This window comes from Massilia sp. LMS1-1-1.1, from assembly GCF_040815535.1.
Classification (GTDB): Bacteria; Pseudomonadota; Gammaproteobacteria; order Burkholderiales; family Burkholderiaceae_D; genus Janthinobacterium; species Janthinobacterium aestuarii.
In genome coordinates this window covers 407,877-433,551 of record NZ_JBFPNG010000034.1, presented here as the reverse complement: position 1 = coordinate 433,551, position 25,675 = coordinate 407,877, and the positions used below count along the sequence as shown (strand labels likewise).

The window sequence follows — 25,675 nt, the reverse complement described above, 5'->3', positions numbered from 1 at the left end:
GTCGTTCGGTGGAGTTGGGTTGCAAGCAGCAGTGTTGGCAGCAAGGGCGCGCGCCTGTATCGACAAGTGTGCGCCACTTTCATTGTATTCGAAAGGCACCATGAAATCATCTTCAAACCTGTATCACACCTTCCGCGCCGCGCTGCTGTTCGTGCTGGCATTGTGCAGCGTCCATGCCGTGGCGGCGCCCGCAGGCAGTGCCATCGGCAGCGCGCCGCAGGGCACCCTCGTCATCATTGGCGGCGGCCTGCGCGCCGACAATGCCGAAGTCTGGCAGCGCATCGTCAAGCTGTCGGGCGGGCCGGGCGCGCGCATCGCCGTGCTGGCGTCGGCCGCGATGAACCCGGAAAAATCCGGTGAAAACATCATCAGGAAACTCAATCAATATGGCGCCGAGGCCTTTTTCGTGCCGCTGGCTGTCAAGCTGGCCAACCGCGATTACCGCAAGGCGGCCGAAGACCCTGCCATCGTCACGCAGATCAAGTCGGCCACCGGCATTTATTTTGCCGGCGGCGACCAGGGGCGCATCACGCAAGCCTTGCTGCGCCCGGACGGCAGCCGCACTGCCGCGCTGGAAGCTATCTGGTCGGTCTACCGCAACGGCGGCGTGATCGCCGGTTCCAGCGCCGGCGCGGCCATCATGAGCACGACCATGTTCTACGACGCCAAACCCGTGCTCGACATGCTCAAGATGGGCGTCACGGATGGCCGCGAGATCGCGCCGGGCCTGGGCTTCATCGGCAGCGACGTGTTCGTCGACCAGCATCTGCTGGTGCGCGGGCGCTTTGCCCGCATGATCCCCGTGATGCTGAAAAAAGGCTACCACCTGGGGCTGGGCATCGATGAAAACAGCGCCATGGTGGTCGACGCCATGCGCGACGTGGAAGTCATCGGCTACAGCGGCGCCCTGCTGATCGACCTGTCGGGCGCCATCAGCGACCGCGGTGTGAAAAATTTCAATATCAGCAATGCGGCCATCAGCTATCTGGACCGTGGCGACAAATTCAATCTCGTCACGCGCGTGTTTACGCCGTCGCCGGACAAGGCCGACAACAAGCTTGATCCGAACCAGCCCGACATGCGCGAACCTGTCTTCACCAACGATATCCTCGGCAACAACGCCGTGCTCGACCTGATGGGCAATTTGATCGACAACGCGCAGCAGGAAGCCATCGGCATCGCCTTCGGCAACCCGCGCGACCCGTACCCGGACCTGGGCTTCGAGTTCCGCTTCAGTAAAACCGTCAACAGCGTCGGCTACAGCTCGACCGAGGCGGAAGCATATTCCGTGCTGAAGCTGCGCCTCGACATCCGCCCGATCCAGCTGCGCCAGCCGCTGTACCGCTACAAGTAAGCGGAGCGCTACCTCCGCCAGCGCGGCCACGCGGCGATCGTCAGGGCCCGCAGCAGCCACTCGACGGGGCCGTAAGCGTGGCCGCGCAGCCACCAGCGGCTCAATGGCAGCTGCGCGCAAAAGATGATGGCGGCCAGCGCCAGCGCGCCGAGCGGCGAGACGCTGCCCATCAGCCGCGCGCCATACGCGAGGAACAGCACGGCGCAGATGGCCGACTGCAGCAGGTAGTTCGACAAGGCCATGCGACCCGTGTCGGCCAGCAGCGCAAACAGCGTGCCGTCGCGCAGGCGCTCGAACAGAGATAGCGCCAATGCCAGGTAGGCGCCCGCCAGCAGCGGTGCGGTGGCCAGGCCCACGGCCAGCCCCGCCACCTGCCATGTCTGGCTGTCGCCATACACGGAAGTCCACGCATAGAAGGCGGCCCCGGGCAATCCCGCCAGCGTGCCGGCCCGCAGCAGGCGGCGGCGCAGCGGCAGATAGTCACTCGCATGCAGCAGCATCTCGCGCTTGCCGGCGGCCAGGCCGCACAGGAACATGGCCAGCGCGCACGGGGCCTGCACCAGCAGCAGGACGAGCCAGATGTCACTGAGTTCGCGCAGATGCTGATGGATGACGGCGGCCGGCGTGGCGCGGTAGGCGGCCAGCGCGCTTGCCGCCTTTTGCGCCATGTCCACGGCCAGCTGCGCGGCGTCGCCCGCCGGCTGCAGGCTTTGCAGCCAGGCCATGCCCGCCCAGAACGCCACGCAGACGGCGACGAGCGTCAACGCCAGGGACAATGCCTGGCGTTCGCCGCAGCGGTGCAGCGCCAGCAGCACGATGCCCAGCACGGCGTAGGTTGTCAGTATGTCGCCATGAAACAGGAACACGGCGTGCAGGGCGCCGATCAGCCACAGGCCCGCTTGCCGGCGCAGCATGCGCGGCACGAACGGTGCGCCAGCGCGCGCGGCCGCCTGCATCTGCAGGGTGAAGCTGTAGCCGAACAAAAAGGAAAATAGCAGGTAGAACTTGGTTTCGAACAGCAGGGCGACGAGAAAATGCGTGGCGCGGTCCACGCCGCCGTGGAAGGCGGGATCGGTCAGGCCCAGGCCGAACCAGGGCGTGGCGAAGGCGCCGATATTGACGACCAAAATGCCGAACAGGGCGCAGCCGCGCAGGGCGTCGACGTCGGCGATGCGCGCGGGCTGGTTTTTCATGGCGGCGCTCATGCCAGGGCAGGGCGCAGGAAGCGCGCCAATAACAGATGCAGGCTGGCACGCTGCGCCAGCGGCGCGTAATCGGGATCGACGGCGACCCGGTTGAAGATGCCGTCGATCAGCGCGGCGATCCAGCTGGCCGTTTGCGCGGGGTCCAGCGCGGCGTCGACCTGGCCTCCTGCTGCCGCTTCTTCCAGCAAGGTTTGCAGGCCGCCGCGCAGGCTGGCGTCGTTGCGCGCCACCCTGGCCGCGATGTCCGTATCGCGCATCGCTTCGGCGGCAATGTCCAGCGCCAGTCCCGCAAAGTCCGCGTCGGCCGCCAGTGCCAGCACCAGGTCCATGAAATCGAGCAGGGCGCCGTAGGCATCGGCGCTGCCTTGCACGCCGGCGAAATAGGCGGCCGTTTCGCTGCCTTCCTGGTCGACGATGGCGGCGATGATCGCTTGCTTGGTGGGGAAGTAATGGAACAGGTTGCCGGGACTCATGCCCGCCTGCGCGCAGATGGCGGCGGTGCTGGTCTGGTGAAAGCCCTTGCGCGCGAAGCAGTGGCGCGCGGCGGCGAGAATGGCGTCGCGGCGTGCCGCGTGTTTGTCGGGATCGATGGTGCGCATGGATTTACCTCTAATTAATCGACTGGTCAGTCTAATATAGGCCGATTGCCTTGCCGGGTCAAGCTGGCCGCTTTGCACGCCTGCTTCCTGTCGCTACAATGTGCCGCAGCGGTTTTTCCCGCGCCTGCCGGCAGGCCCGCCGATTGTTTGGAAAACCGATCCCTTCACCTGTTTTTCTACCGTTTTAGGAATGACATGCAGCAGACCCCGATTCGATCCTTCCTTTGCGCGCTGGCGCTGGCCGCCGGCATTACCCCTGCCGCGCAGGCAGCCAGTGCCGCCCAGCCGGCCACCATGCGCCTCGATTACCAGCACAGCGGCAATGCGCTGGGCGAGCATTACGCGGTCGAGCGCGTGCTGGTCGAGCCCCTGCCATGGCCGGGCAACCTGGCGCGCCCCATCGATGACAGCAACCGCGGCAACAATATGCTGGAAGTGGTCGACATCAAGTCGGGCAAGGTGCTGTATTCGCGCGGTTTTTCCACCATCTTCGGCGAGTGGGCCAGCACCGATGAAGCGAAAACCACCACGCGCGCGTTCCAGGAATCCGTGCGCTTCCCGCAGCCCGAGCAGCCCGTGCGCGTGCGCATTCTCAAGCGCGACGAGCGCGGCCTGTTTTCCATTGTGTGGAGCACGGACGTTGATCCGGCCGCGCAGGAGGTGAGCCGCAAGCAGCCGCCGGCGCCCGTCAAGCCGATCCCGATCCGCATCAGCGGTCCATCGTCCGGCAAGGTCGACCTCTTGATCATGGGCGATGGCTATACGGCGGCTGAAATGGGCAAGTTCGAAGCGACGGCGCGCAAGCTGGCCGAGCATCTTTTCACGGTGTCGCCGTTCCGCGAGCGGGCCAGTGACTTCAATGTGTGGGCCATGGCCGCGCCGACGCCGGAGTCGGGCGTGTCGCGTCCCTCGACGGGCGTGCACCATGCCTCGCCGCTGGGCACGCGCTACGACATCTTCGGCAGCGAGCGCTATGTGCTGACGACGGACAACCGCGCATTGCGCGACCTGGCGCAGTACGCGCCGTATGAATTCATCGAAATCCTCGTCAATAACGATACCTACGGCGGTGGCGGCATCTTCGGCCAATTCAGCACGGCGGCGGCCAACAGCGACTGGGCCAATTACCTGTTCGTGCATGAATTCGGCCACCATTTCGCCGGCCTGGCCGACGAGTACTACACTTCGCCCGTGGCCTATCAATCGAACGGCGAGCGCCAGGAACCGTGGGAACCGAACGCCACGGCGCTGCGCGATCCGGCCAAGCTGAAATGGAAAAACCATGTGAAGGCGGGCACGCCGCTGCCGACGCCATGGCCGAAGGAGGCGTACGACAGCCATGCGCGCGAATACCAGAAGCAGCGCGCGGCTTTGCGCGCGGCCAACCGCCCGGAAAGCGAAATGAGCACCTTGTTCAAGGCCGACCTGGCGTACACGCAGCAGCTGTTCTCGAAAGCGCCGCAGCGCCATGCGGTGGGCGCCTTCGAAGGAGCGCACTACGAGTCGTCCGGCTACTACCGGCCCGAGATGCAGTGCATCATGTTCGACCGCAGCGAGACGTTCTGCTCCGTTTGCCAGGATGGCATCAGCACCATCATCGACCTGTATTCGCGTCCGGCCCCGGCGCCAGGCAAATAAGGCCGCTCATGTCATTCCAGTAGTGCATGGGGGCCATGTTGCATCGCAATAGCATGGCCCCGATTTTTCCCGCTCCCCGCCTGGCGCCGCGCGCCAAGTCGCCCCACCGCTTGTTTTCCAGGCAATCTCCCTTTCTTTTTGCACGGCTGCTTTTCTGTGCGCCAGCCCCACGGAGTTATCAAACAGACACTGCGATTCGCTTGCTTGTCAATTAGTTCATTTAAATAATATTGATGTAGAATTTGATGTATATCAATGTTGCATTGCCGCAATCGCACTTATAGTTGACCTAGCTCAAAACGATAAGCATGCGGACCGGACTCATCGCGAATCACGTATCTAAATGCTGTAGAGTAATTTTCGCCCTGCACCAGTTCCCCGAGAATGCACTGGTGCCGGCCTCGAATTTCAGTGACGGAAGCCGATTCATGAAGATGCAGACCCCCGCGCCTGACGCGTGCAGTACCCTCCATCCCCACACTCCGATTGCCTTGCCGTATGCGCGTGCTGGCGGCGTTACCCTGGCCATGTGCGCCGCCGCCATGCGCGCCGGCGCCGTGCGTAGCGTGCATGCGGCCACGCCGTGGCCCGCCCTGCGTCCAGTCCCGGCATGACGGCCCCCTTGCCGCACCTGCCCTTGCAGGGCAAGCGGGGGCTGGTGGTGGGCATCGCCAACGCGCAAAGCATCGCCTGGGGCTGCGCCAGCGCCCTGCGTGCGGCCGGCGCGGAACTGGCCGTCACCTGGCTCAATGACAAGGCGAGAACGCACGTGGAACCGCTGGCGCAGCAAGTGCAGGCGTCCATCATGGCGCCGCTCGACGTGGCCGTGCCGGGGCAATTGGAGGCGCTGTTCGCGCAGATCGAACGGCAATGGGGACGCATCGACTTCGTCGTCCATTCCATCGCCTATGCGCCGAAACACGATTTGCATGGCCGCGTGACGGACAGCTCGGCCGACGGCTTTGCGCAGGCGATGGATGTCTCCTGCCACTCCTTCATGCGCATGGCGAAACTGGCCGAACCGCTGATGCCGGACGGCGGCAGTTTGATGACCATGAGTTACCTGGGCGCCGAGGAAGTCATCGCCGACTATGGCCTGATGGGGCCCGTGAAGGCGGCGCTGGAAGCGTCCGTGCGTTACCTGGCCGCCGAACTGGGCCCGCAAGGCATCAGAGTCAACGCCATTTCGCCGGGGCCACTGGAAACGCGGGCCGCTTCCGGCATCGCCCATTTCGACCGCCTGATGGCCGACGCCATCGAACGTTCGCCCATGCGCCGCCTGGCCACCATCGAGGACGTGGGCGCGCTGTGCGCCTTCCTCGCCGGCGACGGCGCGCGCGCCATCACGGGCGGCACCCTGTACGTCGATGGCGGCTACAACATTCTGAATTGACTGGAAGATGATGACCATGGCTGTTTTTACCTTGCCACACCGCGCCATGCTGGCCGCCCTGGCAGCCACGCTGGCCCTGGCCGGCTGCGCCTCGATGGCGCCGGCGTATGCGCCACCGCCGCTGCCCGTGGCGGCGCAGTATCCGGAAACCGATCCGGCCGGCGCGCACGCGCCCGACGTCGCCTGGCAAAGCTACTTTGCCGATCCGCGCCTGCAGGCGCTCATTGCGCAGGCGCTGGCCAGCAACCGCGACATCCGCATCGCCGCGTTGCGCGTGGAAGAGGCGCGCGCCGCGTATGGCATCCAGCGCGCGGAGCAATTTCCCACCATCGCGCTGGGCGCCTCGGGCAGCCGCGCACGCGTGCCAGATGACCTGAGTCCGACGGGCCGCGCCATGACCAGCGCGCAATACCAGGCGGGCTTGAACGTGAGCGCCTGGGAACTCGATTTCTGGGGCCGGGTACGCAGCCTGAAAGACAGCGCGCTGCAAACCCTGCTGGCCAGCGACGAGGCGCGCCGCGCCGTCGGCGTGGCCCTCGTGGCGCAGGTGGCCAATGGCTACCTGGGCTTGCGTGAACTCGACGAAAGGGTGGAGCTGGCGCGCGCCACCGTCGACAGCCGCGCCGAATCGCTGCGCATCTTCACCCGCCGCTTTGAGGTAGGGTCGATTTCCAAGCTGGACCTGACGCAGGTGGAAACCCTGCTCAGCCAGGCCCTCTCGCTGTCGGCACAGCTGGAACAGGCGCGCGCCGTGCAGGCGCACGCGCTGGCCCAGCTGGTGGGCGGCCCCGTCGATCTGACGCCGGTGGCTGAGGTGCGCCGTTTCGACGACGCCAGCGTGCTGCAGCCGCTGCATGCGGGCTTGCCATCGGCCTTGCTCACGCAGCGTCCCGACCTGATCGCGGCCGAACACCAGTTGCGTGCCGCGCAAGCCAATATCGGCGCCGCGCGCGCCGCCTTCTTCCCGACGATTTCACTGACGGCCGCCTACGGCACGGCCAGCGCGGAATTGAACGGTTTGTTCGACTCGGGCAGCGGCGCCTGGAATCTCGCGCCGCGCCTGGTGCTGCCGATCTTTGACGCGGGCCGCCTGCGCGCCAATATGGACCTTGCCGAGGTGCGCCGCGATGTGGCCGTGGCCAATTATGAAAAGAGCGTGCAGGGCGCGTTCCGCGAAGTGGCCGACGCGCTGTCGAACCGGCGCTGGCTGGCGCTGCAGGTCGACATCGGCAAGACGACGTTGGCCGCGCAGAGCGAACGGGCGCGCCTGGCCAAGCTGCGCTACGACAATGGCGCCGCGCCCTACCTGGAAGTGCTCGACGCGCAGCGCGACTTGCTGACGGTGGAGCAGCAGCTGGTGCAGACGCGCCGCGCGCTGCTCTCGAGTCAGGTCAGCCTGTATGCAGCCCTGGGCGGCGGCGCGCCCGTCGCCTCCGCCGCCGCTTCCACCCACTAATTTGATCGCCCCGATATCATGAATGCTCAACTGAAGAAAAAACTCATCCCCGCGGCGCTCGTCGTGGCCGTTCTCGTGCTCGGCTATGTGGCCTGGCAAAAAATGCGTCCCACCGGTCCTGGCGAAGGTTTTGTCAGCGGCAATGGCCGCATCGAAGCGACGGAAATCGACGTTGCCACCAAGCTGGCCGGCAGGGTCAAGGAGATCCTCGTGCGCGAGGGCGACTTCGTCAAGGCGGGCCAGCCGCTGGCCACCATGCAGGTGGACTCGCTGGCGGCCCAGCGCGACGAGGCGCGCGCGCGCCAGCAGCAGGCATCCGATGCGGTGGTCGGCGCGCAGGCGCAGGTGGCCGTGCGCGAGAGCGACAAGGCGGCCGCGCTGGCCATGGTGGCGCAGCGCGAAAGCGAACTCGATGCGGCCAAGCGCCGCCTGGCCCGCTCCGAGACCCTGTCGAAAGAGGGCGCGTCCTCGGTGCAGGAACTCGATGACGACCGTGCCCGCGTGCGCAGCGTGGCCGCCGCCCTGAATGCGGCCAGGGCGCAGGTGACGGCGGCGCAGGCGGCCATCGACGCAGCCAAGGCGCAGGTGGTCGGCTCGCGTTCCGCCGTCGTGGCGGCCGAGGCGACGACGGCGCGCATCGATGCCGACCTAGCCGATGGCCAGCTGGCGGCGCCGCGCGACGGCCGTGTGCAATACCTGGTGGCGCAGCAGGGCGAAGTGCTGGCCGGCGGCGGCAAGGTGCTCAACCTGGTCGACCTGTCCGACGTCTACATGACTTTCTTCCTGCCCGAAACGGCGGCCGGCAAGGTGGCGCTGGGCGGCGAAGTGCGCATCATCCTCGACGCGGCGCCCCAGTACGTGATACCGGCGACGATCTCGTTTGTTGCCGCCAGCGCGCAGTTCACGCCGAAGACCGTGGAAACGGCCAGCGAACGCCAGAAGCTGATGTTCCGCGTGAAAGCGCAGATCAGCCGCGAACTGCTGCAAAAGCATCTGGCCCTCGTCAAAGTGGGCTTGCCCGGCGTGGCCTGGGTGCGTCTCGATACCAAGCAGGCCTGGCCCGCTGAATTGACGGCGAAGGTTCCGCAGTGACCATGGACGTGAACAATTCTGTCGTCAGCATTCGCGGCGTCAGCCAGCATTACGGCAAGACGGTGGCGCTGGACGGCATCGACCTCGACGTGCCGGCCGGCCGCATGGTGGGCTTGATCGGTCCCGATGGCGTGGGCAAATCGAGTTTGCTGTCGCTGGTGGCGGGCGCGCGCGCTGTGCAGCAGGGCACAGTGATGGCGCTGGGTGGCGACATGCGCGATGCGCGCCACCGCGACGACGTCTGCCCGCGCATCGCCTACATGCCGCAAGGCCTGGGCAAGAATCTGTATCCGACCCTGTCGGTCGAGGAAAACCTGCAGTTTTTCGCGCGCCTGTTCGGCCACGACGCGGCCGAGCGCCGCCGCCGCATCGACCAGCTGACCCGCAGTACGGGTTTGCAATCGTTCCTCGCGCGCCCGGCCGGCAAGCTGTCGGGCGGCATGAAGCAGAAGCTGGGCCTGTGCTGCGCGCTGATCCACGATCCCGACCTGCTGATTCTCGACGAGCCGACCACCGGCGTCGATCCGCTGGCGCGTGCCCAGTTCTGGGACCTGATCGCCGGCATCCGCGTGCAGCGCCCGCAAATGAGCGTGATGGTGGCCACGGCCTACATGGACGAGGCGCAGCGCTTCGATTGGCTCGTGGCCATGGATGACGGCAAGGTGCTCGATACGGGCACACCGGCCGAACTGCTGGCGCGCACGGACAGCGGCAATCTGGAAGCGGCTTTCATCAAGCTGCTGCCGGAAGCGAAGCGCGCGGGCCACCAGCCCGTCGTCATCACGCCGCTGGACGCCGCCAGCGCGCAGGACGTCGCCATCGAGGCGCAAGACCTGACCATGCGCTTCGGCGATTTTACGGCCGTCGACCATGTGAATTTCCGCATCGGCCGCGGCGAAATCTTCGGCTTCCTGGGCTCGAACGGCTGCGGCAAGTCGACCACCATGAAGATGCTCACGGGCTTGCTGCCGGCCACGGAAGGCAAGGCCTGGCTGTTCGGCAAGCAGGTCGATTCCAGCGATATCGACACGCGCCGCCGGGTCGGCTACATGTCGCAGGCGTTCTCACTGTACAGCGAACTGACGGTGCGCCAGAACCTGGTGCTGCATGCGCGCCTGTTCCACGTGCCAGAGGGCGAGATACCTGCGCGCATCGACGAAATGGCGCAGCGCTTCGACCTGCGCGCGGTGATGGACGACTTGCCCGACAGCCTGCCGCTGGGCATACGCCAGCGCCTGTCTTTGGCCGTGGCCATGGTGCACAAGCCGGAAATGCTGATCCTCGACGAACCGACGTCCGGCGTCGACCCGATCGCGCGCGACAATTTCTGGCGCCTGATGATCGAGCTGGCGCGGCGCGACCACGTCACCATTTTCATTTCCACCCACTTCATGAACGAGGCCGAGCGCTGCGACCGCATCTCGCTGATGCATGCGGGGAAAGTGCTGGTCAGCGATGCGCCGGCCGAACTGGTGCGCAAGAAGGGCGCGCCTTCGCTGGAAGCGGCTTTCATCGCCTACCTGGAAGAGGCGGGCGGCGGCACGGCGCCGGCGGCGCAGGAAAGCGAGGCGCCCGCGCAGAAGGCGGAAGCGGTCGCACCGCAACAGGAACACCGGCGCAGCCGCTTCAGCCTGGGCCGCATGCTCAGCTACATGTGGCGCGAAACGCTGGAATTGCGCCGCGATCCCGTGCGCCTGACCCTGGCGCTGGGCGGCTCCGTGCTGCTGCTGTTCGTCATCGGCTTCGGCATCAGCCTCGATGTGGAAGACTTGAGTTATGCGGTGCTCGACCACGACCAGACGACGTTGAGCCAGAATTACACGAACAACCTGGCCGGCTCGCGCTATTTCATCGAGCGAGCGCCGTTGCGCGACTATGCCGATATCGACAAGCGCATGCGCAGCGGAGAACTGTCGCTGGCCATCGAGATCCCGCCCGGCTTCGCGCGCGACGTGCAGCGCGGCGCGCCGGCTCAGGTGGGCGCGTGGATCGACGGCGCCATGCCGATGCGCGCGGAAACCGTGCAAGGCTACGTGCAGGGCATGCATCAGCTGTGGCTGGCCGACCAGGCCTTGCACCGCTATGGCATCACGATGAGCAACCCCGTCGCCATCCAGACGCGCTACCGCTACAACCCCGACGTGAAAAGCCTGCCGGCCATGGTGCCGGCCGTGATTCCCCTGCTGCTGCTGATGCTGCCGGCCATGCTGGCGGCGCTGTCCGTCGTGCGTGAAAAGGAACTCGGCTCCATCATCAACCTGTACGTGACGCCCGTCACGCGCCTGGAATTCTTGCTCGGCAAGCAGGTGCCCTACGTCGTGCTGGCCATGTTCAACTTCCTTCTCATGGCGCTGCTGGCCGTCACCGCTTTCGGCGTGCCGGTCAAGGGGAGCCTGGCGACCCTGATCGGCGCCACCTTCATCTTCAATATCTGCGCTACCGGCATCGGCCTGTTCGCCTCGACCTTTACGCGCAGCCAGATCGCGGCCCTGTTCGTGACCATGATCGGCACCATGATCCCGGCCATCCAGTTTTCCGGCCTGCTCAATCCCGTTTCGTCGATGGAAGGCGTGGGCAAGGCCATCGGCCTGATGTACCCGGCCACGCACATGCTCAATATCAGCCGCGGCGTGTTCAACAAGGCGCTGGGACTGGGCGACCTGCACGCTTCGTTCTGGCCGTTGATCGTGGCGATCCCCGTGATCCTCGGCGTGACCGTGGCGCTGCTGAAGAAGCAGGAGAGCTGATATGCGCCACCTTGAAAACATCTACCGCCTGGGCGTGAAGGAAATCTGGAGCCTGATCCGCGATCCGATGATGCTGATCCTGATCCTCTACACGTTCACGCTGGCCATCTACGTGGCCGCCACGGCCAAGCCGGAAACCCTGCACATGGCGTCGATCGCCATCGTCGACGAGGATGGCTCGCCCCTGTCCGGGCGCATCGCCTCGGCCTTCTTCCCGCCTCAGTTCACGCCGCCGGCCATGATCAACCAGAGCCAGGTCGATGCGGGCCTGGACGCGGGCCAGTACACGTTCGTGCTGACGATCCCGCCCAAGCTGCAGGCCGACGTGCTGGGCGGACGCCAGGCGGAACTGCAGCTGAACGTGGACGCCACGCGCATGAGCCAGGCTTTCAGCGGCAGCGGCTACATCCAGCAGATCGTCGCCGGCGAGATATCGGAATTCGCCAAGCGCTACCGGGGCGCAACCGTCTCGCCCGTGGAGCTGGTGATGCGCGCGCGCTTCAACCCGTCGCTGAGCCAGGCCTGGTTTGGCTCGCTGATGGAGCTCATCAACCAAGTGACGATGCTGTCGATCATTTTGACGGGCGCGGCGCTGATACGCGAGCGTGAACACGGCACCATCGAGCATTTGCTGGTGATGCCCGTGACGCCTGCCGAAATCATGCTGGGCAAGGTATGGTCGATGGGCCTCGTGGTGCTGCTGGCCGCCGCCTTGTCGCTGAACCTCGTGGTGCGCGGCATGCTGCACGTGCCCATCGAAGGCTCGATCGCGCTGTTCCTGTGCGGCGCCGCGCTGCACCTGTTCGCCACCACGTCGATGGGTATTTTCCTCGCCACCGTGGCGCGCAGCATGCCGCAGTTCGGCATGCTCCTGATCCTCGTGCTGCTGCCGCTGCAGATGCTCTCGGGCGGCAGCACGCCGCGCGAAAGCATGCCTGAACTGGTGCAGAACATCATGCTGATCGCCCCGACCACGCATTTCGTCGAATTGAGCCAGGCGATCCTGTACCGGGGCGCCGGCATCGACGTGGTGTGGAAACCGTTCCTGGCCCTGCTGGCCATCGGCACGGCCCTGTTCACGTTTGCCCTTGCCCGTTTTCGCAAGACCATCAGCCAGATGGCGTAGCTCCCGCGCCGGAATGGTCCGGCGTTTTTTGCATGAAAAGGATAGCCATGAAAACCGAAGCTGCACCATTTTTCTCCACCGGCGGCTTGCCGTCGCTGGGCGTGCTGGGCGACTATACGCGCGATTCGTGGCAGCGCATCGTGCTGTACGCGGACGTGATGCGCCGGCGCGGTAACCAGTATCAGGAACACATGGCCGAGGAAGTGCCGAACGTGCTGGACTTCCCCGCCGAACTGGTGATGTCGGGCCTGGAGCTGGCGCGTCCCGTCAACTACGGCCTGGCGCGCATCCTGACGCCCGATGCGCCCGAACCTGATCCATCGAAACGCCCGTTCGTCGTCGTCGATCCGCGCGCCGGCCATGGTCCCGGCATCGGCGGCTTCAAGGCCGAGAGCGAGATCGGCGTGGCCCTGCGCGCCGGCCACCCATGCTACTTCATCGGCTTCCTTCCCGATCCCGTGCCGGGACAGACGGTGGAAGACGTGATGCACGCCGAAGCGGCCTTCCTGGAAAAAGTCATCGCCCTGCATCCGCACAGCGAGGGTAAACCCGTCGTCATCGGCAATTGCCAGGCGGGCTGGCAAATCCTCATGACGGCGGCCATGCGCCCGGAATTGTTCGGCCCCATCATCGTGGCCGGCGCGCCCGTGTCGTATTGGGCCGGCTGGCATGGCCGCAATCCGATGCGCTACGCGGGCGGCCTGATGGGCGGCAGCTGGGCCACGGCCCTGGCGGGCGACCTGGGCAACGGCCGCTTCGATGGCGCCAGCCTGGTGCAAAATTTCGAGAAGCTCAACCCGGCCAACACGCTGTGGAGCAAGCAGTACAACTTGTACGCGAACATCGACACGGAAGCGCCCCGTTACCTGGAATTTGAAAAATACTGGGGCGGCCACGTTTTCCTCAATGACGTCGAGATGCAATACATCGTCGACAATCTGTTCATCGGCAACCGCCTGGCCACGGCCGAATTGATCACCTCCGACGGCGTGCGCCTGGACTTGCGCAATATCCGTTCGCCCATCGTCGTGTTCTGCTCGAATGGCGACAACATCACGCCGCCGCCGCAGGCCCTGGGCTGGATCACGGACCTGTACCGCGACGACAAGGACGTGCTGATGCACGACCAGACCATCGTCTACGCCGTGCATGACAGCATCGGCCACCTGGGCATCTTCGTGTCGGCCAAGGTGGGGCACAAGGAACACCAGAAATTCGCCAGCAATATCGACCTGATCAACCTGCTGCCGGCCGGCATCTACGAAGCGCGGATCGTCGACAAGACGCCCGATACGCCGAACGCCGACCTGGCCAGCGGCGACTACGTGCTGCAGGTCGAGCACCGCGGCATCGACGACGTACGCGCCATCGTGCAGCCGAGCGTGGAAAACGACCGCAAGTTCGCCGCCGCCGCGCGCGTGTCCGAGGTGAACCTGGCCTTGTACCGCACGTTTGCGCAGCCATGGGTGCGCGCCATGGTCACGCCGCAGACGGCGCGCTTCCTGCAGCTGGCGCACCCGCTGCGCGTGTCGTACGAGCGCTGGACCGACCACAATCCGCTGGCCAGGCTGGTGGCCAAGGAAGCGGAGAAAGTGCGCGCCCAGCGCCAGCCCGTATCACCCGACAATCCGCTGCTGGCCATGCAGGAAGCGATCTCCGGCGCCATCACGGCCGGCTTGAATGGCTGGCGCGACTGGCGCGACACGGTGCAGGAAACGACCTTCGACCTGGTGTACGGTTCGCCGCTGGTGCAGGCGCTGACGGGACAAGCCATCGGCGATACGACGCCGCCGCGCCCGCATCCCGGCATCTCGCCCGAGCATTGCGAATACGTGCGCTGCGAAACGCGCAAGATGGACGAGGACATGCAGCGGGGTGGCCTGGTGGAAGCGGCCGTGCGCGCGCTGTTCTATATCTACCGCTTCCGCATGATCGCCGACGAGCGCAGGGTCAACCTGGCCCTCAAACTGATCAAGCCGCAATACCGGCAGGATGTCGGCATGGAGGAATTCCGCGGTATCGTGCGCCAGCAGGCGCGCCTGATGCTGCATGATTTCGATGCGGCCATCGCCGCGTTGCCGGCCTTGCTGTCGCGCGCCGACCCTGACGACATCGGTGCGTTGGCCGAGTGGCTGCAGCAAGTGCTGCAAGTGCCCGAGGCGCCGACGCCGGACGAGGAAGCGAGCCTGCAGCAGATGCTCGATGTTTTCGACCGCGCGGTCAAGGCACAGGCGAAGGCGCTGCCGCCAGACGCGCGCACATCCGCTGTCGGCCCCAAAGCCAAACCGGCCAAACACATTACCCCTGTATAGAAGACCACGATGACTACTCCCCAAGACGATGATTTGAATATCGTACGCAACCGCACCTTCGACCAGATCGCCATCGGCGACACGGCCAGCATCACGCGCACCCTGAGCATGGACGATATCGCCCTGTTCGCGGTGATGTCGGGCGATGACAACCCGCAGCACCTCGATACGGAATTTGCCGCCGCCACCCGCTACCAGGGCGTGATCGCCCACGGCATGTGGGGCGCCTCCCTCATTTCCGCCGTGCTGGGCACGCGCCTGCCCGGCGCCGGCACCGTCTACACGGGCCAGACCCTGCGCTTTTTGCAGCCCGTGCGCGTGGGCGATACCCTGGCCATCAGCGTCACCGTCACGGCGCTGGAACCGCGCAGCCGCCACGTGACCCTGGCTTGCCGCTGCGTCAACCAGCATGGCGCCGTGGTGCTCGAGGGCGAGGCGCAGGTGATCGCGCCCGCCGAGCAGATCGAGCGGGCGCGCGCCACCTTGCCCGAAGTACGCCTGCATAACGGCGACGGCACGCGGCGCCTGCTCGAGCACGCGCGCACCCTGGGGCCGATCAGGGTAGCCGTGATCCATCCTTGCGATGAACTGAGCCTGTCCGGCGCGCTTGACGCGCATGCGGCCGGCCTGATCACCCCCGTGCTGGTGGCGCCGCGCGCGCGCCTGGAAGCGGTGGCGTTGGAGGCTGGCCTGAGCCTGGACGGTATCGCCATTGCCGACGTCGAGCATAGCCATGCGGCCGCCGCGCGCGGCGCCGAACTGGCGGGCAAGGGCGAAGTGGAAGCCTTGATGAAGGGCAGCCTGCACACGGATGAACTGATGTCGGCCGTGCTGTCGGCCAGCGCCGGCCTGCGCACCAAGCGCCGCATCAGCCACTGCTTCCTGATGCAGACGCCCGCGTATCCGCGTCCCTTCATCATCACGGACGCGGCCATCAATATCGCACCTAACCTGGCCATGAAGGCCGACATCGTGCGCAACGCCATCGACCTGGCCCACGTGATCGGCGTGGCCTGTCCGCGCGTGGCCATCCTGGCCGCCGTGGAAACGGTGAACGCGGACATGCCGGCCACCCTGGACGCGGCCGCCCTGTGCAAGATGGCCGACCGTGGCCAGATCACGGGCGCCATCCTCGACGGTCCGCTGGCTTTCGACAATGCCGTGTCGATCGCCGCTGCCACCGTCAAGGGCATCGTCTCCGAGGTGGCGGGCCGCGCCGATATCCTGCTGGTGCCGGATCTGGAAAGCGGCAACATGCTGGCCAAGCAGCTTGAGTACATGGGCGACGCGGACAGCGCCGGCATCGTGCTGGGCGCGAAAATCCCCGTCATCCTCACCAGCCGCGCCGACTCGCGCGCCAGCCGCATCGCTTCGTGTGCCATCGCCGTGATGCTGGCCAACCATTACCGGAGCACGCCGCCATGAACGCAGCAGTCCAACATGCCGATGGCACCCTGATCCTCGTGCTCAATTGCGGTTCGTCGAGCATCAAGTTCGCCCTGTTCGAGCAGACGGGCGGCGTGCTGCCGCAGCAGGCGCAATGGAGCGGCAAGGTCGAAGGCATCGGCCGCGAAAACGCCACCTACCGCGCCGGCGGCCTGCCGGCCGTCGCCCTGCAGCTCGATCCGCAGCAGCCGCATCACGCGGCACTCGAATACATCCGCGCGCAAGTGGTGGCGCAGCTGGACGGGCGTCCGCTGCGCGCCGTGGCGCACCGCGTCGTGCATGGCGGCAGCAAATATTTCGCCCCCGTGCGCATCGATTTTGCCGTGCTGGCCGACCTGAAAAGTTATGTGCCGCTCGCGCCCCTGCACCAGCCGTTCGCGCTGGAAGCGATCGAGGTGCTGCTCGAATCACGGCCCGACATCGCCCAGGTGGCGTGCTTCGACACGGCCTTCCATCACACGGTGCCGCAGGTCGAGCAGATGCTGGCCCTGCCTTACGATGCGTGGGAGCGGGGCTTGCGCCGCTATGGCTTCCACGGCCTGTCATACGAATATCAGTCGCTGGTGCTGGAGCAGCGTTTTGGCGCTGTCGCGCGCGGCAAGGTCATCGTGGCCCACCTGGGCAGCGGCGCCAGCCTGTGCGCCATGGAGAATTTGCACAGCGTGGCCACCACCATGGGCTTTTCGGCGCTCGATGGCCTGATGATGGGCACGCGCTGCGGTTCGCTCGATCCGGGCGCCGTTATCTACCTGATGGAGATCGAAAAACTGTCGCTGGAAAAAGTGGCGCACGTGCTGTACCACGAGTCGGGCTTGCTGGGCGTATCGGGCGTGTCGGCCGACCCGCCGGTCTTGCTGGCGCAGCAGGACCGGCAGGATGCCACGGGAGAACGCATCCGCGCCGCGCTGGACTTGTATATCCGCCGCATCGTGCGCGAGATCGGCGCCCTGACGGCCGTGCTCGGTGGGCTGGACATGCTGGTGTTTACGGCCGGTATCGGCGAACACAGCGCCGAGCTGCGCCAGCGCATCTGCGACGAGCTGGGGTTTATCGGCCCCGTGCTTGACGGGGAGGCCAATGCGCGCAACGCCAGCTGTATCTCCACCGATGCCAGCCGCATCGTCGTGGGCGTGGAGCCGGCCAACGAGGAATGGGTGGCTGCCCGCCACGCGGCGCTGGCCGTGGGCGCATGAGGCTATGAGGCCTGCATCGCACCCAATGGGAAATTTGCTGATTTGCACATATTTTCCGTTGAGTGCGCTAACGCACTGTGTGGTTTGCCCGTTATCTTTACTATGAAGTCATGCCATTGCGCTACATCAAGAAACAGCGCGATGCCTGGCAAATTTTGAACATTTTGCCCGCCTTTAGTAAGAATAAAATTAAACCATATTGAAAGGTCTCATCATGAACAAATTACTCGCCACCCTGATCGCTACCCTGTTTGCCACCGCTGCCATCGCGCAAACGGCGCCAGCTACCCCAGCCGTTGCCAGCGCCCAGGCGTCTGCGCAGCATGACATCAACAAGGCCGCCAACAAGGAAGCCAAAGTCGATGCCAAGGCTGACGCCAACGTCGCCAAGGCCGAAATGAAGGCCGACGAAAAGAAAGCCGACGCCCAGCACAAGGCCAATAAAACCAAGGCCAAGGCCCACGACAAAGTGGTCGACGCCGATCCGGAAGACAAGATGAAGGCGCAAGCCAAGGCTGACAAAGCTGCCGCCAAGGCCGATGCGAAAGCGCACAAGGCCAGCGTGAATGCGGACGCCAAAGTGGCCAAGGAAAAAGTGGAAGCGAACCAGGATAAAGCCATCGCCGCCACCAAAACGGAAGAAGCCAAGGCCAAGGCCGACGCTGAAGTCAAGGCCGCCGCCGCCAAATAATGCACCGTTTGCGGGCTTCGGCCTGCAAGCCAAAAAGACAGCTTCGGCTGTCTTTTTTTTCGTCCGCCACTTTTCCCTGGCGTCGCTTGCCAGTCTTGATCTCGCGCAAGTGCTCCTCTTTTCGCCGTGCCATAGTGAATTGGCACATAGACGAAGGAGACATCATGAGCACCGCTAAAACGAAAAAATCGCCGGCCACCAGCTCGGCCGAAGACATGCCTGCCATGCCGGTCGAGGGCGATGTGCAGGCCGATGCCCGGGTGGCGGATGCCATGCCGGGGCCGCGCCTGGGCGTGTCGTACGCGGACCAGGCGGCGCTCACCCAGGGCGCGGCCGCCGTGAATGCCGGCGACATGCCGGGCGGCGGCATGCAGCAGGCGCCGCAGGGCATGGCGGGCGCCAGTTGCATGCAGGTGGGCGTTGGCGGTGGCATGGGAGGCGATGGTGGCGGCATGGGCGGCGGCGGTGATGGAGGGCAGGGCGGCGGGCAGGGCGGCACCCCGCAGAAGCGCACCTGCGCCACGATGGACGTGCATCGCCGCCTGCTCACCGAAGATCCGTCGTACGCGAACGTGCGCGCCGATATCGAGAATCTGGCGGGGCTCTACGAGGGCGACGCCAGCATTGCCGGGCGTTCCGGCGTGACGCACATTCCGGTGGTCGTGCACGTGGTGTGGAATACGGCCGAGCAGAATATCTCGGATGCGCAGATCGCCAGCCAGATCGATGTGCTCAATCGCGACTTCCGGCGCGTCAATCCCGATGTGAACAGCACGCCGGCGCCATTCCTGCCGTTGACGGCCGATGCGCGCGTGGAGTTCGCGCTGGCCACGACCGATCCGCATGGCGCGGCCACCAGCGGCATCGAGCGGCGCCAGACGACGGTGGCCTCGTTTGGCGCGGACGATGCCGTCAAGTCGCAGGCGACGGGCGGCATGGATGCCTGGCCAGCCGACAGTTACCTGAATATCTGGGTCTGCCAGCTCGGTAGCGGCTTGCTCGGTTACGCGCAGTTTCCCGGCGGCCCGGCCGTCACCGATGGCGTGGTGATCCTGCAATCGGCCTTTGGCACGAGCGGCACGGCGGCGCCGCCGTTCCACCTGGGGCGCACGGCCACGCATGAAATCGGCCACTGGCTGAATTTGAACCATATCTGGGGCGACGACGGCACCGGCTGCTCGGGCACGGACAACGTGGCCGACACCCCGAACCAGGGCGGGCCGAACATGGGCCAGCCTTCGTTTCCCCAGGTGTCGTGCAGTAACGGGCCGAATGGCGACATGTTCATGAACTACATGGATTACGTCGACGATCCCGCCATGTTCATGTTCACGGCAGGCCAGGTGGCGCGCATGCAGGCTTGCCTCGATGGCCCGCGCGCCAGCATCGGCACGGGGGGCGCAGGTACGGGCGCCACGCCGCGCCAGAGTTCCTCTCCCGTCGTGGCCTGGGGCGCGAACCGGCTCGACGTGTTCGTGGTAGGCACCGACCGCGCCCTGTACCACAAGGCCTGGAATGGCACGGCCTGGGCGCCGTCCGTCAGCGGCTATGAAGCCCAGGGCGGCATCTGCACCAGTGCGCCGCAAGTGGTGTCGTGGGGGCCGAACCGGCTCGATGTGTTCGTCACGGGCACCGACAGCGGCTTGTTCCATAAATGGTGGAACGGCACGGCCTGGGGACCGTCGCTGACCGGCTATGAAGCGATGGGCGGCCTGTGCGTGGGTGACCCGCGTGCCGTCGCCTGGGGCACGAACCGCCTCGACGTATTTGTCGTCGGCACGGACCGTGGCCTGTATCACAAGTGGTGGAACGGGTCCGCCTGGGGGCCGTCGCTGACCGGTTACGAAGCCATGGGCGGCATTTGCCTGGGCCAGCCGGAAGCCGTGGCATGGGGGCCGAACCGCCTCGATGTCTTCGTCGTCGGCACGGACCGTGCCCTGTACCACAAGTGGTGGGACGGCACTGCCTGGGGACCGTCGCTGACGGGCTATGAACGTCTGGGCGGCATCTGCACCTCGTCGCCGAAGGCCGTGGCATGGGGGCCGGACCGCCTCGACGTCTTCGTCACGGGCACCGATGGCGCGCTGTACCACAAGTGGTGGGATGGGTCGAAATGGGGGCCTTCCAACGATGGTTTCGAACGGCTGGGCGGTATCTGCGTGGGCGAGGTGGAAGCCGTGTCGTGGGCACCGGACCGGCTCGACCTGTTCGTCATCGGCACGGACAGCGCCCTGTATCACAAGGCCTGGAATGGCACGGCCTGGTCGCCTTCCCTGACGGGCTTTGACAACCTGGGTGGCGTGTGTACTTCGCGTCCGCGCGTCACGGCCTGGGCGCCGGACCGCCTCGACGTGTTTGTCACGGGCACGAATGGCGCGCTGTTCCACAAGGCGTGGAACGGCACGGCCTGGTCGCCCTCCGTGAGCGGCTATGAAAACCTGGGCGGCGTGGTATCGTGCTTCTGAGGGAGGGATCGCCATGCATGGCATGACAACGGCACTGCCCAGCGGCAGCTGGACGCACTCGTTCGAGGAAGATGCGGACGGTATCGAGGTGTACCGGCCCACGGCCACGTTTGTCTTTCCTCCCAGCCGCAAGGGGCGCAAGGTGCTGGAATTCGGCGCGCCCGCCGGCGCCATGGCGCAAGGGGCGGCGACCTTGACGCCGATGGCGCCCGGCCCCGACGACCGGCCCCGCGCCGGCCCCGTGACCCGGCTCGTGCCCCTGGGCATGGGCCGTTATGCGCTCGGTGATGGCGCCGGGGCGCAAGACGTGATCGATATCGTCGAAGCGACGCCCGACGTGCTGCGCCTGTCGCGGCGCTAAGGCTGGCCGCGCAGCTTGTGCGCAAGCGCCGTGCGGTTACCCACGTCCAGCTTCTGATAGATCGCGTGTAGCTGGTTGCGCACGGTGGCCGGCGACTTGCCCAGTTCCCTGGCGATGCTTTTGTAGGGCAAGCCTTCGGCCGCCATGGCCGCGACCAGCCGCTCGGCCGGGGTCAAACGCTGCATGGCGACCTGCCTGAAACGTTGTTTGTCATCGCTGTTCTCCTGTCCGTGGACGGCATGCCGGTGGCATGCCTGCAGGGATAACGAAAACGCGGCGCGTATTTGTAAAACTATTTTTCCCGCGGTGATAGGCGAAAAAAAAGACAGGCGAACCTGTCTTTTTTGTATGGCGCGATGCCGGTCAGCCGATGGCCGCCATCGACACCGGTTTCAGCTTGGCTGCCAGCGCCTTGCCCTTCTTGGCGCGCTTGCCGAAGTGGTCGGCCAGGGCCGTGGCGCCCAGCGACGCATCCTGCGGTTTCGACGCCCGGCCGATGCCGGAGACGACCACGCCACGCTGGGTGATCGGCTGCACGGCCAGCAGCTTGTCCTTGGCATCGAGGTCGATCAGCTTGACACCGGTGCCGCCCTTGGACAGGGTTTTCATTTCATCGAGGCCGAACACCAGCAAGCGCGCGCCTTCCGTCAGGCAGGCCAGGGCGCTGGCCGCTTCGGCGATGACCTTCGGTTCGAGCGGCACGTCGCCGTCATCGAGGGTGATGAAGGCCTTGCCGCCTTTCAGGCGGCTGACCATGTCGCCCGCCTTGGCGATGAAGCCGTAGCCGGCGCTCGACGCCAGCAGCAAATTGGTGGCGCCATTGCCCGCAAAGTAGTGCAAGATGCGCACGGCGTTGCCCGGGGTGCCGCCGCTCAGGTCGCACAAGGTCGTGATCGGCACGCCGTCGCCGCGTGCGTTGGGCAGGGCCGAGACGGGAACCGAGTAAATCTTGCCGTTGTTGCCAAAGCCCAGCAGGGTGTCGACCGTGCGGCACTCGAAGGCACCATGCAGGCTGTCACCGGCCTTGAACGTGAATTGCGCCGCATCGTGGCCGATGCCGGTACGCGCGCGCACCCAGCCTTTTTCCGAAATGATGACGGTGACCGGTTCATCGACCACCTTCTGTTCCGCCACGGCTTTCTGCGCTTCCTCGATCAGGGTACGGCGCGCGTCGCCGAACTGCTTGGCGTCCGCTTCGATTTCGCGGATGATGGCGCGCTTCATCGAGCCTGGATTGTCGAGCAGGTCTTGCAGGGACTTTTCTTCCTTGCGCAGCTCGGCCAGTTCCTGCTGGATCTTGATCGTTTCCAGGCGCGCCAGCTGGCGCAGACGGATTTCCAGGATGTCGTCGGCCTGGCGCTCGGACAGTTTGAACGCGTCGATCAGGGCCGCCTTCGGTTCATCCGAATTGCGGATGATCTGGATCACCTTGTCGATATTGAGCAGGATCGCTTCGCGCCCTTCCAGGATATGGATGCGGTCCTTGACCTTGCCCAGTTTGTAGCCGGTGCGGCGCGTGACGGTCTCGAAGCGGAAGTCGATCCACTCGCGCAGGATGTCGCCCAGGCCTTTCTGGCGCGGACGGCCGTCGCCGCCTATCATCACCAGGTTGATCGAGGTCGACGATTCCAGCGACGTGTGCGCCAGCAGCATCAGCATGAATTCCGTCTGATCCTGGTTCTTCGACTTCGGTTCGAACACGAGGCGCACGGGCGCGGCGCGGCCCGATTCGTCGCGGATGGTGTCGAGCGAATTGAGGATCAGCGCTTTCAGGGCCACCTGGTCCGGCGACAGCGCCTTCTTGCCCAGCTTGATCTTCGGATTCGTCAGTTCCTCGATTTCTTCCAGCACCTTTTGCGAGGAAGTACCGGGCGGCAGTTCCGTCACGACGGCTTGCCACTGGCCGCGCGCCAGCTCTTCGATCTTCCAGCGCGCGCGCACCTTCATGCTGCCACGGCCGCTCGCATACATGTCCTGGATTTGCGATGGCGGCGTAATGATCTGGCCGCCGCCGGGGAAGTCGGGGCCGGGAATGATGGCCATCAGCTCGGCGTGCGTCATCTTCGGATCGCGGATCATGGCGACGGCCGCTTTCGCCACTTCCGCCAGATTGTGCGACGGGATTTCCGTCGCCAGGCCCACGGCGATGCCGGAGGCGCCGTTCAGCAGCACCATCGGCAGGCGCGCCGGCAGCAGCTTCGGTTCTTCCGTCGAACCGTCGTAATTGGGCTGAAAATCCACCGTGCCCATGCCGATTTCATCCATCAGCAGTTTGGCGATCGGCGTCAGACGCGCTTCCGTGTAACGCATGGCCGCCGCGCCGTCGCCGTCGCGCGAGCCGAAGTTGCCCTGGCCGTCGATCAGCGGGTAGCGCAAGGAGAAATCCTGCGCCATGCGCACCAGCGCGTCGTACACGGACTGGTCGCCGTGCGGATGCAATTTACCGAGCACGTCGCCGACCACGGCTGCCGATTTGCGCGGCTTCGCCGTGGAGTTGAGCCCCAGCTCGTTCATCGCATACAGGATGCGGCGCTGCACGGGCTTTTGGCCGTCGCACACGTCGGGCAGGGCGCGGCCCTTGACGACGGAGATGGCGTAATCGAGATAGGCGCGCTCGGCAAAGGTGGACAGGGTCAGCGCTTCGCCGTCGAATACCGGTTCATCCGGCTCGATCGGCTCAGGCTGGGCATCGTCAAATAAATTCGTTTGTGTGGACATGGCGCTTGTTTCGGTGTTGAGTGGTTGCGGTTGAATTCGTGGGGCTGATTATGACAGCCGGGATTTGGAAAAGGACTTGCCGTACGTCAGATACATATAGCGCAAGGTCAGATACAGCACGGCCAGGGCCAGTTCGACGCTGTGATGCATCATCGGCATGGCGCGGATGGCCGGGGCGTGGCCGGCCAGCACGACGCTGGCGAGGGACGGCACCAGCACCACCGGCCAGATCGTCTTCCATTTGAAATCGGTGGGGGAAAACAGCAAGCCGGCGCACGACCAGGCATACAGCGCGGCGCCGACGAGGGCGGCCGGCAGCTGCTGCACATACAGCAAGGACAGCAAGCCCGCGCAGCCGATCAGCCATGCGGTGCGCAGGCGGGGCAAGAGCGCCTCGGGGAAGCCGCAATCGCCATACAGGCCGGTGGCGCAGCGCAGGGCCAGCGCCGCCAGGCAAAACATCAGTGGCATGGCATCGCCGATGGCCAGCGCCGCCTGGCCTTTGCCGCTCATGAACATGGCCGCGAACAGCGACAGGCCCAGGCACAGGAGCAGCAGCATGCCATGCAGCAGCTGGCGGTTCATCGCATACGCGAGCAGGGCCGACGCGCACAAGCCGGCGGCGGTAACGAGGCGCATGGTGTCGCTGCGTTCGGGCAGGAACAGCAGCAAGGCCAGCACGAGGTAGGGCGCGATCCAGCCCAGTTGCCGCAAGCCGGGCCGCTGCCACAGCATGGGCAGGCGTTCCTGCAGCGTTTCTTGCAGCGCTTCCAGGCGCGTGAACAGAGGCTGCGGCCAGCGCAAGGCATGCATGGCCAGCAGGGAAAAGGCCAGCGCCTGGAAGCCCAGCAGGCTGGCATAGGCCGCCATGTCGCCGAGCTTGAAGCCGGCCGCATCGAGCACGCCCGCGAGCATGAAGTGCAGCACGAAACCGAGGCCGCCCGAGGCCAGTGCCGTCTGCTTGAAGTAGCGCTTCGCATGGACGGCGTGTTCCCACCGTTCGAACAAGTCCGTATCGAGTTTGTAAGCGAGCATCTCGCCGTGCTGCCAGCGTATCGTGTGCAGCAGTTCGCGCAGCTGCAGCGTGAATTTTTGGTCGAACAGCTGGCGCGCGTAGGCGCTTGGCGGCTGTTGCGACATGATGCAGTCCAGGCCCGGGTAGCTGTCGCGGTTGTCGCTGAAATGGGCGAACGAACGGTCGGCCCGGTAGCGCTGCACGGCAGCGCGCACCAGATCCCCATGGCTGCGCGCCAGGTAGGAAAAATCGCGGTCCCAGCCCAGCTGCTCGAACAGGGCCTGGCGCAGCGCCAGGTCATAGCCGGCGCTGGCGCAGTAGCGCAGCGCGCACAGCTCGAATTCCTCGCGCACGTCGAGGTTGAGCATGGCGTCGTCCTGCAGGATGCCGGCCAGTACCTCGCTGGCATCCGCACGCCGCGACTGCTCCAGGAATGCCTGCCACAGGCTGGCCGCTTCCTGTGCCGGATCGATGGCGACCACGCCCCATAGTTCCGGCGGCGGTGCGGGCTCCAGGGCAATGACGCCCCACAGTTCTGCAGGTGGCTCCTGCGCTTCCTGCGCGGGTCCGTCGATCACGCCCCACAGCTCGGCCGCTTCCAAGGGCGGCGCTTCTGGCGCTTGCGCCTCTACCGTTTCGGCCTCGGCCGCTTGCGCTTCCGGGAACTCCTCGGCAAACAGGTGCGCATGGCGCAGCGCGTATTCATACGCGTCGCGCAGTTCCTGGAAGGCGGCCGGATCGTCTTCGGGGCGCGTCACCTTCAGGCGCTTTGCATACGCGCGCTTGAGGGCGCGCTCGTCGCCGGTCGGCTCCGTGCCCAGGATTGCCCACAGGCTGCGCTGTCCGTTGTCCATGCCGCCGTCC

At 65.6% G+C, this 25,675-nt stretch carries 19 protein-coding genes; 14 read left to right on the top strand and 5 right to left on the bottom strand.

Annotated elements, in window-relative coordinates; translation table 11 throughout:
• Positions 1-100: 100 nt before the first annotated feature.
• On the top strand, positions 101-1,354 hold the full coding sequence (locus tag MRBLMS1_RS20740; RefSeq protein WP_456147760.1) for a cyanophycinase: 1,254 nt from the start codon (positions 101-103) through the stop codon (positions 1,352-1,354).
• 8 nt (positions 1,355-1,362) lie between these two features.
• Here MRBLMS1_RS20740 and MRBLMS1_RS20735 read toward each other — a convergent pair whose 3' ends face one another.
• Both MRBLMS1_RS20735 and MRBLMS1_RS20730 read right to left on the bottom strand, forming a co-directional pair.
• Positions 1,363-2,547: a DUF418 domain-containing protein gene (locus MRBLMS1_RS20735; protein WP_485881547.1), complete on the bottom strand. Its 1,185-nt coding sequence runs from the start codon at positions 2,545-2,547 to the stop codon at positions 1,363-1,365.
• 8 nt (positions 2,548-2,555) lie between these two features.
• Entirely contained in the window at positions 2,556-3,158 is a 603-nt protein-coding gene (locus MRBLMS1_RS20730) for a TetR/AcrR family transcriptional regulator (RefSeq protein WP_485881545.1), read from the bottom strand.
• A 195-nt stretch (positions 3,159-3,353) separates the two neighbouring features.
• On the opposite strand from MRBLMS1_RS20730, the gene MRBLMS1_RS20725 reads away from it, so the two are divergent.
• The 13 genes from MRBLMS1_RS20725 (at position 3,354) to MRBLMS1_RS20665 (ending at position 21,078) form a co-directional block, all read left to right on the top strand.
• A complete protein-coding gene (locus MRBLMS1_RS20725) occupies positions 3,354-4,796 on the top strand; it encodes an IgA Peptidase M64 (RefSeq protein ID WP_485881543.1) in 1,443 nt (480 codons plus the stop codon).
• A gap of 428 nt (positions 4,797-5,224) precedes the next feature.
• Positions 5,225-5,410, top strand: a complete 186-nt coding sequence (locus MRBLMS1_RS20720; RefSeq protein ID WP_128141876.1) for a hypothetical protein — start codon at positions 5,225-5,227, stop codon at positions 5,408-5,410.
• Entirely contained in the window at positions 5,407-6,189 is a 783-nt protein-coding gene (fabI, locus tag MRBLMS1_RS20715; RefSeq protein ID WP_485881540.1) for an enoyl-ACP reductase FabI, read from the top strand. Before MRBLMS1_RS20720 ends, fabI begins: the two co-directional genes overlap by 4 nt.
• Before the next feature lie 10 nt (positions 6,190-6,199).
• Positions 6,200-7,645 (top strand): efflux transporter outer membrane subunit, encoded by a 1,446-nt coding sequence (locus MRBLMS1_RS20710; RefSeq protein ID WP_485881882.1) that lies wholly within the window; start codon positions 6,200-6,202, stop codon positions 7,643-7,645.
• Positions 7,646-7,663: 18 nt separating this feature from the next.
• A complete protein-coding gene (locus MRBLMS1_RS20705; RefSeq protein WP_128141877.1) occupies positions 7,664-8,737 on the top strand; it encodes an HlyD family secretion protein in 1,074 nt (357 codons plus the stop codon).
• A gap of 2 nt (positions 8,738-8,739) precedes the next feature.
• Entirely contained in the window at positions 8,740-11,484 is a 2,745-nt protein-coding gene (rbbA, locus tag MRBLMS1_RS20700; RefSeq protein ID WP_485881538.1) for a ribosome-associated ATPase/putative transporter RbbA, read from the top strand.
• 1 nt (position 11,485) lies between these two features.
• Positions 11,486-12,610, top strand: a complete 1,125-nt coding sequence (locus tag MRBLMS1_RS20695; RefSeq protein ID WP_034746452.1) for an ABC transporter permease — start codon at positions 11,486-11,488, stop codon at positions 12,608-12,610.
• Positions 12,611-12,657: 47 nt separating this feature from the next.
• Positions 12,658-14,922 (top strand): DUF3141 domain-containing protein, encoded by a 2,265-nt coding sequence (locus tag MRBLMS1_RS20690; RefSeq protein ID WP_485881535.1) that lies wholly within the window; start codon positions 12,658-12,660, stop codon positions 14,920-14,922.
• 9 nt (positions 14,923-14,931) lie between these two features.
• Positions 14,932-16,347, top strand: coding sequence for a bifunctional enoyl-CoA hydratase/phosphate acetyltransferase (locus MRBLMS1_RS20685; RefSeq protein ID WP_485881533.1), 1,416 nt, complete (start codon positions 14,932-14,934; stop codon positions 16,345-16,347).
• Entirely contained in the window at positions 16,344-17,561 is a 1,218-nt protein-coding gene (locus MRBLMS1_RS20680) for an acetate/propionate family kinase (protein WP_485881531.1), read from the top strand. Before MRBLMS1_RS20685 ends, MRBLMS1_RS20680 begins: the two co-directional genes overlap by 4 nt.
• A gap of 214 nt (positions 17,562-17,775) precedes the next feature.
• On the top strand, positions 17,776-18,252 hold the full coding sequence (locus MRBLMS1_RS20675; RefSeq protein WP_128141883.1) for a hypothetical protein: 477 nt from the start codon (positions 17,776-17,778) through the stop codon (positions 18,250-18,252).
• A gap of 164 nt (positions 18,253-18,416) precedes the next feature.
• Positions 18,417-20,717 (top strand): DUF8189 domain-containing protein, encoded by a 2,301-nt coding sequence (locus MRBLMS1_RS20670; RefSeq protein ID WP_485881528.1) that lies wholly within the window; start codon positions 18,417-18,419, stop codon positions 20,715-20,717.
• Positions 20,718-20,730: 13 nt separating this feature from the next.
• Positions 20,731-21,078 (top strand): hypothetical protein, encoded by a 348-nt coding sequence (locus tag MRBLMS1_RS20665; protein ID WP_034746469.1) that lies wholly within the window; start codon positions 20,731-20,733, stop codon positions 21,076-21,078.
• Here MRBLMS1_RS20665 and MRBLMS1_RS20660 read toward each other — a convergent pair.
• The 3 genes from MRBLMS1_RS20660 to MRBLMS1_RS20650 all read right to left on the bottom strand — a co-directional run bounded on the left by MRBLMS1_RS20660 (position 21,075) and on the right by MRBLMS1_RS20650 (position 25,665).
• Positions 21,075-21,263, bottom strand: a complete 189-nt coding sequence (locus tag MRBLMS1_RS20660) for a helix-turn-helix domain-containing protein (RefSeq protein ID WP_034746472.1) — start codon at positions 21,261-21,263, stop codon at positions 21,075-21,077. The two genes, MRBLMS1_RS20665 and MRBLMS1_RS20660, sit on opposite strands and share 4 nt — an antisense overlap.
• A 178-nt stretch (positions 21,264-21,441) precedes the next feature.
• A complete protein-coding gene (gene parC / locus MRBLMS1_RS20655) occupies positions 21,442-23,796 on the bottom strand; it encodes a DNA topoisomerase IV subunit A (protein WP_034746475.1) in 2,355 nt (784 codons plus the stop codon).
• 48 nt (positions 23,797-23,844) lie between these two features.
• Positions 23,845-25,665, bottom strand: a complete 1,821-nt coding sequence (locus MRBLMS1_RS20650; protein WP_485881525.1) for a J domain-containing protein — start codon at positions 25,663-25,665, stop codon at positions 23,845-23,847.
• Between the last annotated feature and the right edge of the window lie 10 nt (positions 25,666-25,675).

What these genes read in the sequence shown, in the direction of transcription:
- MRBLMS1_RS20720 (WP_128141876.1), top strand. Translation starts at nt 5,225, where the DNA reads ATGAAGATGCAGACCCCCGCGCCTGACGCGTGCAGTACCCTCCATCCC.
- MRBLMS1_RS20695 (WP_034746452.1), top strand. Translation starts at nt 11,486, where the DNA reads ATGCGCCACCTTGAAAACATCTACCGCCTGGGCGTGAAGGAAATCTGG.
- rbbA (WP_485881538.1), top strand. Translation starts at nt 8,740, where the DNA reads ATGGACGTGAACAATTCTGTCGTCAGCATTCGCGGCGTCAGCCAGCAT.
- parC (WP_034746475.1), bottom strand. Translation starts at nt 23,796, where the DNA reads ATGTCCACACAAACGAATTTATTTGACGATGCCCAGCCTGAGCCGATC.
- MRBLMS1_RS20650 (WP_485881525.1), bottom strand. Translation starts at nt 25,665, where the DNA reads ATGGACAACGGACAGCGCAGCCTGTGGGCAATCCTGGGCACGGAGCCG.
- MRBLMS1_RS20730 (WP_485881545.1), bottom strand. Translation starts at nt 3,158, where the DNA reads ATGCGCACCATCGATCCCGACAAACACGCGGCACGCCGCGACGCCATT.
- MRBLMS1_RS20665 (WP_034746469.1), top strand. Translation starts at nt 20,731, where the DNA reads ATGCATGGCATGACAACGGCACTGCCCAGCGGCAGCTGGACGCACTCG.
- MRBLMS1_RS20660 (WP_034746472.1), bottom strand. Translation starts at nt 21,263, where the DNA reads ATGCAGCGTTTGACCCCGGCCGAGCGGCTGGTCGCGGCCATGGCGGCC.
- MRBLMS1_RS20725 (WP_485881543.1), top strand. Translation starts at nt 3,354, where the DNA reads ATGCAGCAGACCCCGATTCGATCCTTCCTTTGCGCGCTGGCGCTGGCC.
- MRBLMS1_RS20675 (WP_128141883.1), top strand. Translation starts at nt 17,776, where the DNA reads ATGAACAAATTACTCGCCACCCTGATCGCTACCCTGTTTGCCACCGCT.
- fabI (WP_485881540.1), top strand. Translation starts at nt 5,407, where the DNA reads ATGACGGCCCCCTTGCCGCACCTGCCCTTGCAGGGCAAGCGGGGGCTG.
- MRBLMS1_RS20670 (WP_485881528.1), top strand. Translation starts at nt 18,417, where the DNA reads ATGAGCACCGCTAAAACGAAAAAATCGCCGGCCACCAGCTCGGCCGAA.
- MRBLMS1_RS20740 (WP_456147760.1), top strand. Translation starts at nt 101, where the DNA reads ATGAAATCATCTTCAAACCTGTATCACACCTTCCGCGCCGCGCTGCTG.
- MRBLMS1_RS20705 (WP_128141877.1), top strand. Translation starts at nt 7,664, where the DNA reads ATGAATGCTCAACTGAAGAAAAAACTCATCCCCGCGGCGCTCGTCGTG.
- MRBLMS1_RS20680 (WP_485881531.1), top strand. Translation starts at nt 16,344, where the DNA reads ATGAACGCAGCAGTCCAACATGCCGATGGCACCCTGATCCTCGTGCTC.
- MRBLMS1_RS20735 (WP_485881547.1), bottom strand. Translation starts at nt 2,547, where the DNA reads ATGAAAAACCAGCCCGCGCGCATCGCCGACGTCGACGCCCTGCGCGGC.
- MRBLMS1_RS20690 (WP_485881535.1), top strand. Translation starts at nt 12,658, where the DNA reads ATGAAAACCGAAGCTGCACCATTTTTCTCCACCGGCGGCTTGCCGTCG.
- MRBLMS1_RS20710 (WP_485881882.1), top strand. Translation starts at nt 6,200, where the DNA reads ATGACCATGGCTGTTTTTACCTTGCCACACCGCGCCATGCTGGCCGCC.
- MRBLMS1_RS20685 (WP_485881533.1), top strand. Translation starts at nt 14,932, where the DNA reads ATGACTACTCCCCAAGACGATGATTTGAATATCGTACGCAACCGCACC.